This window comes from Pseudomonas sp. XP2 (assembly GCF_053557975.1).
In genome coordinates this window covers 41,432-56,451 of the sequence record NZ_JBNRIK010000014.1, presented here as the reverse complement: position 1 = coordinate 56,451, position 15,020 = coordinate 41,432, and the positions used below count along the sequence as shown (strand labels likewise).

At 63.4% G+C, this 15,020-nt stretch carries 14 protein-coding genes and 1 pseudogene; 9 read left to right on the top strand and 6 right to left on the bottom strand.

Annotated features, from left to right (window positions below):
• Positions 1 to 196: 196 nt before the first annotated feature.
• Both ACK1VC_RS16340 and ACK1VC_RS16335 read right to left on the bottom strand, forming a co-directional pair.
• On the bottom strand, positions 197 to 979 hold the full coding sequence (locus ACK1VC_RS16340; RefSeq protein ID WP_191086710.1) for an NAD(P)-binding domain-containing protein: 783 nt from the start codon (positions 977 to 979) through the stop codon (positions 197 to 199).
• 12 nt (positions 980 to 991) lie between these two features.
• Positions 992 to 1,330 (bottom strand): annotated as a pseudogene (locus tag ACK1VC_RS16335) (FAD-dependent oxidoreductase); the annotation flags it as partial.
• 306 nt (positions 1,331 to 1,636) lie between these two features.
• Between ACK1VC_RS16335 and ACK1VC_RS16330 the strand changes: the two are divergent.
• A complete protein-coding gene (locus ACK1VC_RS16330) occupies positions 1,637 to 2,263 on the top strand; it encodes a glutathione S-transferase family protein (RefSeq protein WP_016487605.1) in 627 nt (208 codons plus the stop codon).
• A gap of 110 nt (positions 2,264 to 2,373) precedes the next feature.
• Here the strand turns inward: ACK1VC_RS16330 and sfnR are convergent, their stop codons facing one another.
• The 3 genes from sfnR to msuE are packed head-to-tail and all read right to left on the bottom strand — an operon-like array spanning position 2,374 to position 5,241.
• Positions 2,374 to 3,474, bottom strand: coding sequence for a sigma54-dependent transcriptional activator SfnR (gene sfnR, locus ACK1VC_RS16325; RefSeq protein ID WP_191086708.1), 1,101 nt, complete (start codon positions 3,472 to 3,474; stop codon positions 2,374 to 2,376).
• Between the two features lie 9 nt (positions 3,475 to 3,483).
• A complete protein-coding gene (locus tag ACK1VC_RS16320; protein ID WP_016487603.1) occupies positions 3,484 to 4,671 on the bottom strand; it encodes an acyl-CoA dehydrogenase family protein in 1,188 nt (395 codons plus the stop codon).
• A gap of 9 nt (positions 4,672 to 4,680) precedes the next feature.
• Positions 4,681 to 5,241, bottom strand: coding sequence for an FMN reductase (msuE, locus tag ACK1VC_RS16315; protein ID WP_016487602.1), 561 nt, complete (start codon positions 5,239 to 5,241; stop codon positions 4,681 to 4,683).
• Between the two features lie 36 nt (positions 5,242 to 5,277).
• Between msuE and ACK1VC_RS16310 the strand changes: the two genes are divergently transcribed.
• Positions 5,278 to 5,469, top strand: a complete 192-nt coding sequence (locus tag ACK1VC_RS16310; protein WP_191086707.1) for a hypothetical protein — start codon at positions 5,278 to 5,280, stop codon at positions 5,467 to 5,469.
• 22 nt (positions 5,470 to 5,491) lie between these two features.
• Here ACK1VC_RS16310 and ACK1VC_RS16305 read toward each other — a convergent pair whose 3' ends face one another.
• Positions 5,492 to 6,082 carry a TetR/AcrR family transcriptional regulator gene (locus ACK1VC_RS16305; RefSeq protein ID WP_016487601.1) on the bottom strand — a complete coding sequence of 197 codons (591 nt, stop codon included), beginning with the start codon at positions 6,080 to 6,082 and terminating at the stop codon, positions 5,492 to 5,494.
• Positions 6,083 to 6,166: 84 nt separating this feature from the next.
• On the opposite strand from ACK1VC_RS16305, the gene ACK1VC_RS16300 reads away from it, so the two are divergent.
• From ACK1VC_RS16300 to ACK1VC_RS16270, 7 genes are all read left to right on the top strand, one after another.
• The gene (locus tag ACK1VC_RS16300; RefSeq protein WP_016487600.1) at positions 6,167 to 6,916 is read left to right on the top strand and encodes an SDR family NAD(P)-dependent oxidoreductase; all 750 of its coding nucleotides are present in this window, start codon (positions 6,167 to 6,169) and stop codon (positions 6,914 to 6,916) included.
• Positions 6,909 to 7,664 (top strand): SDR family oxidoreductase, encoded by a 756-nt coding sequence (locus ACK1VC_RS16295; RefSeq protein ID WP_016487599.1) that lies wholly within the window; start codon positions 6,909 to 6,911, stop codon positions 7,662 to 7,664. Before ACK1VC_RS16300 ends, ACK1VC_RS16295 begins: the two co-directional genes overlap by 8 nt.
• A 195-nt stretch (positions 7,665 to 7,859) precedes the next feature.
• Positions 7,860 to 9,935: a hydantoinase/oxoprolinase family protein gene (locus tag ACK1VC_RS16290; protein ID WP_095115473.1), complete on the top strand. Its 2,076-nt coding sequence runs from the start codon at positions 7,860 to 7,862 to the stop codon at positions 9,933 to 9,935.
• A gap of 23 nt (positions 9,936 to 9,958) precedes the next feature.
• Entirely contained in the window at positions 9,959 to 11,623 is a 1,665-nt protein-coding gene (locus tag ACK1VC_RS16285) for a hydantoinase B/oxoprolinase family protein (protein WP_016487598.1), read from the top strand.
• Positions 11,624 to 11,626: 3 nt separating this feature from the next.
• Entirely contained in the window at positions 11,627 to 12,829 is a 1,203-nt protein-coding gene (locus ACK1VC_RS16280; RefSeq protein ID WP_016487597.1) for a pyridoxal phosphate-dependent aminotransferase, read from the top strand.
• Positions 12,830 to 12,854: 25 nt separating this feature from the next.
• Positions 12,855 to 13,667, top strand: a complete 813-nt coding sequence (locus ACK1VC_RS16275; protein WP_016487596.1) for an NAD-dependent epimerase/dehydratase family protein — start codon at positions 12,855 to 12,857, stop codon at positions 13,665 to 13,667.
• 136 nt (positions 13,668 to 13,803) lie between these two features.
• The gene (locus ACK1VC_RS16270; RefSeq protein ID WP_016487595.1) at positions 13,804 to 15,000 is read left to right on the top strand and encodes an NAD(P)/FAD-dependent oxidoreductase; all 1,197 of its coding nucleotides are present in this window, start codon (positions 13,804 to 13,806) and stop codon (positions 14,998 to 15,000) included.
• Positions 15,001 to 15,020: the final 20 nt, after the last annotated feature.

Below are 15,020 nucleotides of genomic sequence, written 5' to 3'. Positions count from 1 at the left end.
AAGCACAGGGAAATAAACCACTCAGTGTTTAAGAGGGCCAGGGGGGCGGGTAGTTCCCTTTGCAGGCTGGAGATTGTCGGGGCCGCCGCGCGGCCCCCGAGGCAGGGGCAGGCCAACTGGTTGGTGGTCTTCCCCCGGGCAAAGCACACGAAAACGGCTGGTCCGTTTACCGGGGGCTGATACGTTCGATCATCCCTTACTGCCCGGCCAGCCCTGACCGCGTCAACAGCCCGTCTAGTACCACCTCGCATGCCGCGCCCCAGGTGGCGCTTACCGGCTGATGCATCAGCACCGCGAGGCCATCGGCAGTAAAGGTGCCCGGCGTGGCAATGGCCTCGCCCAAGGCCTTGAGCGTACACGCTGGCTGCTGCCCGGCACTGGCCACGCAGTCTTGCAGGTTGCCCAGCACCAGCGCACGCGCTTCGGTTGCGGGCAGGCCTTTGTCCATCAGCCACTGCTGCAGGTCGTGCAGCAAGAAGTAGAACCAGCCATTCATGCACGCCGCCACGGTGGCCAGCTCGAATTCCGGCTCGCCCTGCAGCACCACCAGTTTGCCCAGTGGCTCCAGGTACTGCGTAGTGAGCGCATCGGGTGGGCACACCACTACCGTGGACTGGTTGTACTGCGCCGCATACGACAGCATCGCACGCACACAGAGGGCACCAGGGAACGCGGTGGACAGTTGCGCAAGGTTGACCCCGGCGGCGAGCGAGACCAGGCGCTGGCCTGAGCGCAGCTGTACGTCATTTGCCAGTTCGGCGAGCGATTGCGGGCGCACGCCAAGGATCACAAGTTCTGCCTGGTCGACCACTGCCTGGTTGCTTGCCATCACCTGGCAACCATGCTCCTGGGCCAGCACGGCTGCCCGTTGCGCATTGCGCGGTGACAACAGGATGGGGCCTTCGAAACCGCTGCGACGCAGGCCGATGACTGTTTTTTCGGTGAGCTCGCCCACCCCGAGAATGCCAAGGCTATGCATGGTGCCTCCTGATCAGCTTTGCAGGCCGGCGCGGCGCTGGCCCCGGTGCAGGTTGAGGTTGACGCCGGCGCTCAGCAGCGGCTCCGGCGGGTTGCGGTTGGGGCCTGCGGAGTCCAGAAGGACGTCGATCAGCGCGTCGCGTTCGCCGCTCACCCAGTCGGCCAGCAGGGTAACGGTAGCTGTGCCACGGGTGATGGCAAGGCCGTTGCAGCACAGCGCCGCATGCATGTTGGGAGCGAGGGTACCGAAGTGCGACAGGTGGTTGCGCGACAGGCCCATCGAGGCACCCCACGTCTATTCAAACGCCATGCCAGACAGCATCGGGAAGCGCCGCTCGAACGAATCGCGATGCTGGCGTCCGGCACGGGCGATGTGGCGTGGGTTGGCGCCGAAACCGCCGCAACCGTTGTCGTGCGCGGGGGTAGAGGTGTTTCTGTACATGGTTTTTATCCGTGTTGTTTTGTCCACTATGGCATTGGCGGTTGGGCGGGGACTATGACGGGAGGGACGGGGAACGGGATGTTATGGCTGCAGGATTGCCTGCGGACGGATTGACCGCGCCGGGCCGAGCGTGATTTGCTCGGCGCTACGGCTTCTTCGCGGGTGAACCCGTGAATGACTCGATACGATCATTCAAAGGAAACTGAAGGTCCCACCATGCCCGACTACAAGCTGCATTGCTTCGCCGAATCCGGCAACGCCTACAAGGCTGCGCTGATGCTCGAACTCACGGGTCAGGACTGGCAGCCGGTGTTCGTCGACTTCTTCCATGGCCAGACACGTGAGCAAACCTGGCGCGATGAGGTGAACGAGCAGGGCGAGGTGCCGGTGATGGAGCACGCTGGCAAGCGTTTCACCCAGTCTGCGCTGATTCTGGACTACCTCGCCGAACAGACCGGCCAGTTCGGGCCCCGTGACGATGACGAAAAGCGCGAGATCTGGCGCTGGATGCTGTTCGACAACCACAAGTTCACCAGCTATTACGCCGCGCTGCGCTTTCTGTTCTGCCTGAAGAATACCGGCGAAACGGACGTGACCCGGTTCCTGCGTGAGCGTGCCACGGCGGCTTACCGCATTGTCGACGCGCACCTGGCGAAGACGCCGTTCATGGTTGGCGGCCGGCTGACCATCGCCGACCTGTCGTTGGCGGGGTATGTATTCATGCCGGAAGACACCGGTATTCCATTGGCGGAGTTCACCCATATCGAGGCGTGGAAGGCGCGGCTCCAGGCGCTGCCAGGCTGGAAGCATCCGTATGAACTGATGCCGCGCACGGCATCCTGACCCATTCGCGGGCACGCCCGCTCCCACAGGTACTGCATAAGCTTCAAGCTTGCGCTGTCCCTGTGGGAGCGGCTTTAGCCGCGAAAGGGCCGGCTCAGGCATTACAAAACTCAGATCGACAACCGCACCACCCGGTTATCCAGCGCCTGCTGTACCTGCCCGCGCCGCTTGTTCACCACCAGCTCGCCAATCGCAATCAGTCGCGTGCGGGTGATGTTGCGCGATAACCCCAGCAATTGCGCGGTATGCACCTGATTGTAATGGCAGAACCGATAGGCCGAGCGCAGCAGGGCGTTTTCCACTTTCTCGTACAGGTCGCCCGACTGCTCCTCGTACAGCCGGCTGAATGCCCGCTGTAGCAGGTCCTCCACACCATTGCCTGCCGGCTCCTCTTCTTGTCGCTCGATGCGCAGGTTGGACAAACGCAGGTCCTGTGCCTGTATCGTACCGTCGCCACAGGTCAGCAAGCTGTGGTGAATCACGTTTTCCAGCTCACGGATATTGCCCGGCCAACTGTATTCCACCAGCTTGGTCTGTGCCTTGGGGCTCAGTTCCACCGGTCCGTAGCCAAGCCGGTCGCTGTAAGTGCGGATGAAGTGCCGGGCCAGCGGCAGGATGTCACCCGGGCGGTCGCGCAACGGGTGCAACTGCAAGGTCACCACGTTCAGGCGGTAATACAGGTCTTCGCGGAAATGCCCGGCATTGATGGCCTTTTCCAGCTGCACGTTGGTCGCAGCCAGTACCCGCACGTTGATCGGGATGCTCTTGCGCGACCCAAGCCGTACCACCTCGCGCTCCTGCAGCACGCGCAGCAGCTTGACCTGGATCGGCAGTGGCAAGTCGCCGATCTCGTCGAGGAACAGGGTGCCGCCGTTGGCCTCCTCGAACCAGCCGGCCTTGGCCGACAGGGCGCCGGTGAAGGCGCCTTTTTCATGGCCGAACAGTTCGGCTTCCACCAGCGATTCGGAGAATGCGCCGCAGTTGACCGCAACGAACGGCCCGTTGCGCCGGCCGCTGAGGTTGTGGATGTGGCGCGCGACCAGCTCCTTGCCCGTGCCGGTTTCGCCAATGATCAGGACGCTGGCCTCGCTGGGGGCGACCTGTTGCAAGTGAGCGAGCAGCGCCTGCGATCTGGGGTCTTCGAAGACCTGTGCGGTCGCCCTGATCGAGGTGGCCAGTGTCGGTGACGGGGGGAGGGTCAGCAGTTGCATGGGCAGTCCTCAGGAGTAGAAGGATGGGGCAGGACGTTTGTCGTTGAGGGCCCACTCGCCGAGTTCGTGGATGCGGTAGTCCACCGGGTCGTGCAGGGTTTGTGTGCGCAGGTTGCGCCAGTGCCGGTCGAAGCGCAGCGAGGCATGGGTGGCACGGGCACCGGTGACTTCGAACAGGCGGTTGCAGATGTCCAGGCCGTGACGGCTGGCGGCGACCTTGGCGGTGCCGATGGCCAGCGCCAGGTCGCCGCGCTCCTCGGCGGTGAGGGCATGTTCCTTGGCCCAGGCGGCGTCCAGTTGGCGCGCGGCCCGTTCGATCAGCAGGCGCACGCTTTCCAGGCCGACCCAGAACTCGCCGTAATGACGCAGCACGTAAGGGTCTTCGGCACTGCTGGCGGCGCTGGAGCGGAACCACGGCCGGCTTTCCTTCAGCGTGTACTGGCGGGCTTCGTCGAAGGCGCCCTCGGCAATGCCAAGGAACAGGTTGGCGAAGTGCAACTGGGCAATCAGCGGCCGCAGGGCGGCAAACGGCGTGCTCAGGGGGCCTGGGTCGAGCAGCAGTTCATTGTGCTCGACCCGCACACGTTCGAATGTGGCGCTGCCACTGTCGGTCTGGCGCTGGCCGATGTTGTTCCAGTCGCGGTGCAGGCTGATGCCGGTGCGGCCGCTGGGAATGGCGGCGATCAGCAGTTTGCCGCCGGCACGTTCGTCCACCGCCGAGGCGATGAGCATTTCTGAGTCGCTGGCGCCGGAGCAGAAGCTTTTCTTGCCAGAGAACTCGCACCAGCCGTCGAAGTGCTTGACCACCGTGCGCGTGTCCAGCGGGTTCAGGGCATTACCCCAGAACCACTGTTTGCGGGCGGTCTGTTCAAACCACGGCTGCCACTGGTCCGGGCGTGAGAACAGGCGAACGGTGGCCAGCATCAGGTGGTGAAAGCCGAATACATGGGCGATGGAGCTGTCGACCCGGGCGAATTCGCGCACCACCGCGAAGGTGTCGTGCCAGTTGGCGCCCTGGCCGCCGAAGGCCTGCGGGATCGCCAGCGACAGCAGGCCGCTGCCACGCAGCGCATCGCGCTCGGCTTTTGGCGTGCCGCCGCGCTCGTCGCGCTCGACGGCGGTCTGGGCAAACTGCCCGGCCAGTTCTCGGGCGATTGCCAACGCCGGGCGCAGGGGGGCATTTACAGGTGCATTCATGGCCGCTCCTCAGGCGCTTTTACGCAATGCGTGGTGGGCGCCGAACAGCGGCACGGCACGCTCGGCGGCCAGGCGGATGCGGGCGGCGAGGGCATCGCTGGACACCCGATAGTCGGCCAGTTCCGCCTGGCTGGCGAACACGCCGATGGGCAGGGTCAGGGCCTGCAGGAAGCTGAACAGCGGGCGCAGCTGGTGGTCGAGCACCAGTGCATGGCGTTCGCTGCCACCGGTGGCAGCGAGCAGTACCGGGGTGTCGACCAGGGCGTCCTGGCCGATCAGGTCGAACAGGTGCTTGAAGTGGCCGGTGAAACTGCCACGGTACACGGGTGTGGTCACCACCAGCAGGTCGGCCTTTTCCACCAGGCGCAGCTGCTGTTCGACGGTTTCGGGCAGTTCGCTGCGCCACAGGGCACTGCCCAGCGGACGGGCGATGTCGCCCAGTTCGATCAGGTGCGGCTTGATGTGCAGGTGTTCGGCCAGCTCGGCCAGGATTGCCTCGGTCAGGGCCAGGGTGCGCGAAGGGCGGGAAGTACCGCCGGACAGGGCTACGACGTTCAGTGGGGTGCTCATGGGCAGGTCTCCGGTTCTGGTTGAGCGGGACTTTGCTTGAGCAATCGTCGTGCCGAATTAAAAAATCCCTATAAATCAACAAGTCAGCAACTTTTCAAAGGCGATCTGCTGTTGCCGGACGGGCGTTTCGTGTTGATCGGGTGTTGCGCTGCCAACAGTTGGCCAAGTGTTGGCGGCTGTGCAGTGGCGAGAGTTATAGAGGATTATTTTTCATTAAAAAAAGAATAAGAATTTATATTGTTATTCTATTTTATCGATGTACGGCTGTTTTGCCGGTACCGACGATGCCCTGCACGAAGGTCACCAGTTGCTCCTTGGCGGTCATTACAGTCCCCCATTGCGCCTGCCCGCACAGCAAGCCCAGCACTGCATGGGCAATCGACCGCGCGCGCGGAGTCGTCAGGCCGCACTCGGCGGCGACGATGTCGCTGAGTAGCCCGCTGTATTCAGCTTTCAACTGTTCAACTTGCAACAGTTGCTCCTCGTTCAGATTCATGGCCTCCCGCGTCAGCAACACCAGCTTGTCCGGGTTGGCTTGGCTGTAGGTCACAAAGGCCTGTACAAAACAGGGCAAGCGTTCACTGGTGGCTCGGGCGCCTTTGAGGCATTGTCGGGTTTCATACAGCAGGTCGGTCAGGCTCGACTCGATCAGCTCGAACAGCAGGCCCTGTTTGGTATCGATATGGTGATACAGCGAGCCGGCGCGCAGGCCCAGGTGACTGGCCAGGTCACGCAGGCCGATGGCCTGGTAGCCATGGCTGGCAAACAGCGCGGTGGCCGCATCCAGCAAGCGGTCCCGGGCGTGTGGGGTAGGTACGGGCGAGAGGCTGGAAGCGGGCATGGCAGCACCTGTCGGCGAATTGATGTTTGACCAAATGTAAGACAACAGGCATCTTACGTAAAGACTCAATCGCGGAGGTGTTTTGTGGATAATCAAACGGTGGTGATCGTAGGTGGTGCCTCGGGTCTGGGCCTGGAAACAGCCCGGCTGATGGTCAAGCGTGGCGCTGGCAAAATCGGCCTGATCGACCGCAACGAGCAATTGTTGGTACAAGCTGCAGAAGAGCTGCGCGGGCAGGGTGTGGAGGTGGCAATCGCAGTCGGTGACATTGCCCGCAAGGACACCGCCCACGCAGCCTTCGCACAGATCGTTGAAGGCCTGGGACGGGTGCATTGCCTGGTCAACAGCGCGGCCATCTACCCGCGCCAGGACATCTTCGAGATCACCGACGAAGAGTGGGACCTGGAAAACGCCGTGAACATCAAGGGCACCTACCACATGATGGTCGCGGCGGTGCGCCACATGCAGCAGTACGTGGCAGCCCCGGCGGTGACCGGGCGCATCGTCAACGTCACCTCGGTGGATGCCTTCAAGGCCCACCCGCAAAACGCCCACTATGCGGCGACCAAGGCTGCGGTGGTAAGCCTGACCAAGTCGTTCGCCCAGGCCTGTGCCAAGGACCAGATCCTGGTCAACTCGGTGGCGCCGGCCGGTTTTGCCACCGAGCGCGCCAAGCAGTTGGGCTTCCTTGGCGAACTGGCCGCCGCCAACCCGCTGGGCCGCGCGGCGGAGCCGGCAGAAATCGCCGAGTGGATCGTGATGATGGGCAGTAGCCGCAACAGCTATGCCACGGGTGAAAACGTGATTGTCAGCGGGGGTTACATCTATGCCTGAAGTCGCATTCCCCGAGGGCTACCAGCGCGCGCTGGTGACCGGGGCTACCAGCGGTATCGGCAAGGCCATCGTGCTGGCGCTGCGTGACGCCGGCCTGCAGGTGATTGCCGTGGGGCGCAGCCCGCAGGCGCTGGCGGAGCTTGCTGGCGAGCCAGGTGTGACCACCTTGCAGGCGGATGTGCGCGACTACCGGTCGCTGGCTGCCGCGCTGGAAGGGCAGGCGGTGGATGTGCTGGTCAACAACGCGGGCATTCTGTCTACCCGTGCGGCGTTCCAGGACATCGACGAAGCCGAAATCGACAATATGCTCGACATCAACCTCAAGGCGCCGCTGCACCTGGCGCGCCAGGTGTTGCCGGGCATGGTCGGGCGGGGCAGGGGGCATCTGTTTTTCATCGGCTCCAGTGCCGGCCGCGCGCCGCACCCTGGTGCGGCGGTGTACGGGGCGTCCAAGGCCGGCGTCAGCCTGTTCTGCGATGCCTTGCGCTGTGATCTGCTGGGCAGCGGGGTGCGGGTGACCGAAATTGCCCCGGGCAGGGTGCAGACCCAGCTGTACAAGGCAGCGATGGGCATGCAGGCAGCGGGTAGCGAGCTGTATGACGGCTACGAGTCGATCCAGCCGGAAGACATCGCACAGCTGCTGCTGGCGGCGCTGAAGATGCCCCGGCAGGTGGATGTGTCGCGGCTGGAAGTGTTCCCCACGGCGCAGGCGGTGGGTGGCGGGCGGATGGTCAAGACTGCGGGTTGATCTAGCAGTTGTGTTGCCTGTGCCAGCCTCTTCGCGGCGGTTTGGCGCCTCGCTGAACCGCTCCGGCAGAAGCCGGCATAGGAAGGCGAGATTTGGGAAAATAGGTGCTTGACCACCTGTAAGACAACATATAACTTACATGAAGACCGTTTCAGCCGGTCGAGACAACTACAAAGCACTGCAGGGGATATGACGATGACTGCGACATCATGCCGGGTCGGCGTGGACATAGGCGGGACCTTCACCGATATCGCGCTGGACGTGAACGGCGTGCTGCATTCGACCAAGATCCTGACCGACTATGAGCTGCCCGAACGGGCCATCCTCACTGGCGTGCGCCAGGTGGTGGAGCAGGCAGGCCTGGCGCTGTCGGACATTGATCAGTTGATCCACGGTACCACCCTGGCCACCAACGCCCTGATCGAGCGCCGTGGCGCACGCACAGCCTTCATCACCACCGAAGGCTTCCGCGACACCTTGGAAATGCGCACCGAGAACCGCTTCGAGCAGTACGACATCAACATCGTCCTGCCGCCGCCGCTGATCGACCGCGAACACCGCTACACCCTGCGTGAACGCCTGAATGTCAAAGGCCAAGTGCTGATTGCCCCTGCGCAGGCCGAAATCGATGCCCTGGTCGAGCGCATCGCCGAAGGCAACTACCAGAGCGTCGCCATCGGCTTCATTCACAGCTACGTCAACGGCGCCCACGAGCGCCAGCTGCGCGATGCCCTGCAGGCGCGCCTGCCGCAGCTGTCGATTTCCATCTCCAGTGAAGTCTCGCCGCAGATGCGCGAGTTCGAGCGCTTCAATACCGTGTGCGCCAATGCCTACGTCAAGCCGCTGATCAAATCCTACCTGGACCGCCTGGTGGTTACCCTCAAGCAAGAGGGCGCCGATTGCCCGGTGTTCATGATTCACTCCGGCGGCGGCATCATCTCGGTGCAGAGCGCAGCAGAGTTTCCGGTGCGCCTGGTGGAGTCCGGCCCGGCCGGTGGTGCCATCTTTGCTGCCGACATCGCCCGCCGTTACCAGCTGGAGAACGTGCTGTCGTTCGACATGGGCGGCACCACGGCAAAAATCTGCCTGATCGAAGACCAGGTGCCGAAAACCGCGAAAACCTTCGAAGTTGCACGTACCTACCGCTTCAAGAAGGGCAGCGGCATGCCGATTTCCATCCCGGTGGTGGAAATGGTCGAGATCGGCGCGGGTGGTGGTTCCATCGCCAGCATCGACAGCATGCGCCAAATTCGCGTGGGCCCGCACAGCGCGGCGTCCGAGCCTGGCCCGGCCTGCTATGGCCGTGGCGGCCTGGAGCCGACCATCACCGACGCCAATCTGCTGCTTGGTCGCCTGGATGCCGACAACTTCGCCGGTGGCGCGCTACGCCTGTCCCGAGACAACGCCGCCAACGCCATGGCCCGGGAGATCGGCCAGCCGCTGGGCATGCAGGCCGACACAGCAGCGTTCGGCGTGTGCGAAGTGGTCGACGAGAATATGGCCAACGCCGGCCGTGTGCACGCGGTGGAAAGCGGCAAAGACATCGCCGACTACACCATGATCACCTTTGGTGGTGGAGGCCCGCTACACGCTGCGCGGCTGTGCGAAAAAATGGGCGTGGCGCGTTTCATCGTCCCGGCCGGTGCCGGGGTGGGCTCGGCCATTGGCTTCCTGCGTGCGCCGTTCGGCTATGAGGCCGTACGCAGCGCCTTCGTGCGCCTGTCCGAGTTCGAGGCCGCGCAAGTCAACGGCCTGATCGACGAGATGAAAGCCGAGTCGCTGGGCTTCCTGCGCCAGGGCATGCCGCAAGGCGAGCCGGAAATGGACTGCACCGCATTCATGCGCTATGTCGGCCAGGGCTGGGAAATCCCCGTCGCGCTGCCTTTCAAAGCCTTCAGCGCTGCCGACACGGTAGAGTTCAAGGCGCGCTTCGAAGAAGCCTACACCCGCTTCTTCGGCCGCCCCATCGAAGGACCGGACATCGAGATCGTCAGCTGGTCGGTCCGGGCCAGTTCGCCGCTGCCGCCGGTGGCACGCATCGAAGAAGTGGGCGCTGCCTACCGCGCCCACGAAGTCACGCGGCGCCAGGTGTTCGACGTGGCCGCTGGCGGTTTCGTCGAAGCCGGCATCTACCCACGCGAAGAGCTGCAGGTCGGTGCCCGTGTGGACGGCCCGGCGATCATCGTCGAGCGCGAAACTTCGACCTTCGTCACCTCCAACTTCACCGCCACGGTCCAGCCAGACGGCTGCCTGCTGGTCGTGCGCCGCTAACGCCTGATTCGGAAGCCAGAACCATGAGCGATACTTTGATCGACATTCAAATGCAGGTGATGTGGAACCGCCTGGTCTCGGTGGTCGAAGAGCAGGCGCTGACCCTGATCCGCACCGCGTTTTCCACCAGCGTACGTGAAGCCGGCGACCTGTCTGCGGGGGTGTTCGACCGTGCCGGCAACATGCTGGCCCAGGCAGTCACCGGTACCCCGGGCCACGTCAATACCATGGCCGAGGCGGTGGTGCACTTCATCAACGACATCGGCGAAGACAACATCTTCGAAGGCGATGTGTACGTGACCAACGACCCGTGGAAGGGTACCGGCCACCTGCACGACATCACCATCGTTTCGCCGTCGTTCTACAAAGGCAGGCTGATCGGCTACTTCGCCAGTACCGCCCACGTGGTGGACATCGGTGGCCGCGGTTTTGGCCCCGATGCCCGCGAGGTGTACGAGGAAGGGCTTTTCATCCCGATCATGAAGCTGTTCGAGCGCGGCAAGGTCAACCGCGACCTGATCAACATCCTGCGCAACAACGTGCGCGAGAACGACCGCGTAGTGGGCGACTTCTATGCGCTGTCGGCGTGCAACGAGACCGGTCACAAACGCCTGCTGGACATGCTCGAAGAGTTCAAGCTGGACGACCTGGAACACATCGGTGGCTTCATCCTGGAGCACAGCCGCCGCGCTACCCTTGAATGCTTCAAGTCGTTGCCCCACGGTACCTACACCAACAGCATGACCCTGGATGGCTACGACGTGCCGGTGACCCTGGTGGTGACCCTCACTGTTGGCTCCGACGGCATCAAGAGCGATTTCACCGGCACTTCGGGCATGAGCCAGTTCGGCATCAACGTGCCGCTGGGCTACGCCAAGGCCTATGCTTGCTATGGCCTCAAATGCATCGTCGCGCCGGAAATCCCGAACAACACTGCATCGTTGGCGCCGTTCGAGGTCACTGCGCCGGAAGGCTGCATCCTCAACGCCAAGCACCCGGCGCCGGTGTCGGTGCGCCATGTGCTGGGCCATTTCGTGCCCGACCTGGTGCTTGGCGCACTGCACAAGTGCCTGCCCGGCAAAGTGCCGGCCGAGGGCGCCAGTGCCTTGTGGAACCTGCACCTGAGCGTGCGCCCGCTGGAAAGCAACCCGACAGGCCGGAATGCCGAGATGCTGATGTTCAACAGTGGCGGCATGGGTGCCCGTTCGGCCATGGATGGCCTCAGTGCCACGGCGTTCCCCAGCGGCGTGCACACCATGCCGGTGGAAGCCACCGAGCATGCTGGCCCGGTGGTGGTGTGGCGCAAGGAGCTGCGTGAAGGCTCTGGTGGCGCCGGCCAGTTGCGCGGCGGCCTGGGCCAGGAGATCGAAGTGTCGGCGGCCGAGGGTTACAGCTTCCGCTTCAGTGCCATGTTCGACCGTATCCAGTACGCGGCACGCGGCCTGGAGGGTGGCAAAGCGGGCGCCGAAGGTTTTGTCGGCCTGGACGATGGCAGCCTGCTGCGCGGCAAGGGCCAGCAGTTCGTGCCTGCCGAGCGTCGCCTGGTGCTGCGCCTGCCCGGTGGTGGTGGCTACGGTGACCCGCGCCAGCGCGACCCCAGACAGGTTGAACGCGATGTGCGTGCGGGCTACATCAGCGCCGAACAGGCACGCAACGACTACGGCTTCGACGCCGCCCAGGAGCGCTAGAAAATGGACGTGCAAAGCAGCCGCGTGCGTGCGGTAAAAAGCTCGCCAAGCATGGCGGTGTCGGTACTGGCCAAGCAGATGCTGGCCCAGGGCGAACCGGTCATCAACCTGGCCCTTGGCGAGCCAGACTACAACGTGCCGGCTCACGTTATCGAGGCCGCGTACCAGGCAATGCGCGCGGGCAACAACCACTACACCGGGCCCAATGGCCTTGAAGTGTTGCGCCAGGCCATCGTCGACAAGTTTGCCCGGGAAAACGATCTGGTCTATGGCCTGGACGAAATCTGCGTGGGCAATGGTGCCAAGCAACTGTTGTTCAATGCCTTCCTCGCTACGCTCGAGTCGGGTGACGAGGTAATCACCCCGGCGCCGTACTGGGTGTCTTATACCGACATGGCCCTGCTCAATGGTGGCGTGCCAAAGGTCATCCCGTGCAGCGCGCAGCAGGGCTTCAAGCTCAAGCCCGAACAGCTGGAAGCTGCCATCACCCCACGCACCCGTTGGGTGATGCTCAACTCGCCGAACAACCCGAGCGGTGCGATTTTCACCCAAGAAGAGTTTGCTGCGTTGGGCAAGGTGCTGGAGCGGCACCCGAACGTGCTGATCATCTCTGACGAGATCTACGAGCACATCGTGCTGGGCGATCAGCCGTTCGTGTCCTTCGTCACGGCTTGCCCGCAGTTGCGTGAGCGCACCTTGCTGATCAACGGTGTGTCCAAGGCCTATGCCATGACCGGCTACCGGCTTGGCTACGCCGCCGGGCCAAAAGACCTGGTGGTGGCGATGAACAAGACCCAATCGCAGACCACCACCTGCCCGTCGAGCATTTCGCAGCTGGCGGCCGTAGCGGCGCTGAACGGGCCGCAGAACTTCGTGCGCGAAGCCAACCGCGAGTACCAGGCGCGTGGCGCGCTGGTGGTACAGGGGTTGGCGCAGATCCCGGGCCTGCAATTGCAGATGCCACAGGGCGCGTTTTATGCCTTCCCTGACGTCAGTGCCTTCATTGGCAAGCGCACCCCCGATGGCCAGGTCATTTGTAACGATGCCGACCTTTCGGCCTACCTGCTGCGCGTTGGCAAGGTCGCGACCGTCCCGGGTTCGGCGTTTGGCCTTGAGCCCTACATTCGTCTGTCGTTCGCCACGTCGCGGCAGGAACTGGAACAAGCCCTGGGGCAGTTGCGCGATGCGTTCGCGGCGCTGTCCTGACCCCACCAAGCATTCGAGGTAAGACATGAGCAAGCCTTTCAAACGACTGCTGATCACCGGCGCCGCCGGACGCCTTGGCAGCGTGCTGCGCAAGCACCTGGCCGCTTTCGCCGACGAGCTGCGCCTGACCGACATCGCCGAGATGGGCCACGCTGCGCCGCATGAACAGCTGGTGCGTTGCGACCTGGCCAATTTCAACGATGTGCTGCCGCTGACTGAAGGCGTCGACGCCATCGTGCATGCGGGTGGCGTACCCGTGGAGGACACCTTCGACAAGATCCTCAACGGTAACATCGTTGGCACCTACAACATCTACGAAGCGGCACGGCGCAATGGCGTCAAGCGTGTGGTGTACACCAGCTCCAACCACGCCATCGGTTTCTACGACCGCACCGAAACCATCGACGCAACCGCCGCGCACCGCCCCGACAGCCTGTATGGCGTCAGCAAGTGCTTCGCCGAGGACCTGGGCCGCTATTACTGGGACAAGTTCGCCATCGAGTCGGTCAACCTGCGCATCGGCTCGTCGTTCCCTGAGCCACTGGACCGGCGGATGCTCGCTACCTGGCTGTCGTTCGACGACTTCGCCCAGCTCACCGAGCGCTCGCTGCTGGCGCCGCGGGTCGGGCACATGATCGTCTACGGCATGTCGGCCAACCGCGAAAGCCTGTGGGACAACCGCCTGGCTTCGTCCATCGGTTACGTGCCCAAGGACAGCGCCGACGACTACCGTGACAAGGTGCTGGCCGAGCACCCGCCACTGGATCCGAACGAACCGGCCGCGCGCTACCACGGCGGCAACTTCGCCGGCGCCGGGCACTTCGAAGACCCGAAATAATCGCCTCGTCTGCCACAGGGACAGCGCGGCCCATTGTGGGAGCGGGTTTACCCGCGAAGAGGCCGGTGCGGGTAAAAGAAGCCCGCGTGGCGAGTGTGAATCTTGTATATCGCAACATCAGAAGAGAGCTAATTCCATGGCTTCCACCGCTAAACAACAGAATTACGATGTGGTGATCGTCGGTGGCGCGGTCAACGGCAGCGCCACCGCCTACTTCCTGGCCAACAACCCGGACTTCAACGGTTCGGTACTGGTCATCGAGCGCGACTGGACCTACAACAAGTCGGCCACCGCGCTGTCGAGCAGCTCGATCCGCCAGCAGTTCTCCAACCCGATCAACATCGAAATTTCCAGATTCGGTGCCGAGTTCGTGCGCAGCTTCCCCGAAGTGATGGAGGTAGATGGCGATCGCCCGGACCTGGCCTTCCACGAGAACGGCTACCTGTTTCTGGGTGATGACAAAGGCTACGAAGTGCTGCGCCGCCTGCACGATACCCAGGTATCCCACGGCGCTGACGTGCACTTGCTCGACCCCGAGCAGCTGCAGCGCACATTCCCTTGGGTGAACATCGACAGCCTCGCCGGTGCCAGCTACGGGCGTAGCGGTGAAGGCTGGTTCGACAGCCTGGGCATGCTCAACGGCTTCCGCCGCAAGGCGCGCTCGATGGGCATCGAGTACATCGAGAACGAAGTGGTGAGTGTCCAGCGTGAAGGCGACCGGATTACCGGCGTGCAACTGGCCAGCGGAGAGCGCATCGGCTGCGGCCTGCTGGTCAACTGTGCCGGTACCCGCGGTACCAAGGTGGCGCGCATGGCCGGCCTGGATATCCCGGTCGAGCCGCGCCGCCGCTCGCTGTTCGTGTTCGATTGCCGTACCCCGCTGGAAGGCACCGTGCCCCTGACCATCGACCCGACCGGGGTGTTCTTCCGCCCCGAAGGCAAGTTCTACCTGGGCGGTACCTACCCGAAAAACGACCCGGAAGTGGACTTCGAAGATTTCGATGTGCTGCACGAAGAGTTCGACGAAGAGGTGTGGCCGATCCTCGCTGAGCGGGTGCCGGCGTTCGAAGGCATCAAGGTGGTCAACTTCTGGGCCGGGCACTACGACTTCTGCGTGCTGGACCACAACGCCATCGTTGGCCCGCATAACGAGGTGAACAACTTCCTGTTCTGCAATGGCTTCAGCGGGCATGGGCTGCAGCAGGCACCGGCCATTGGTCGGGGGCTGTCCGAATTGATCACCTATGGCGGCTACCGCTCGCTCGACCTGAGCGCGCTGAGTTACCAGCGGGTGATCGACAACAAGCCGTTCCTGGAAGATTCGGTCATCTGACCGCAGCGCATGAGGGAGAA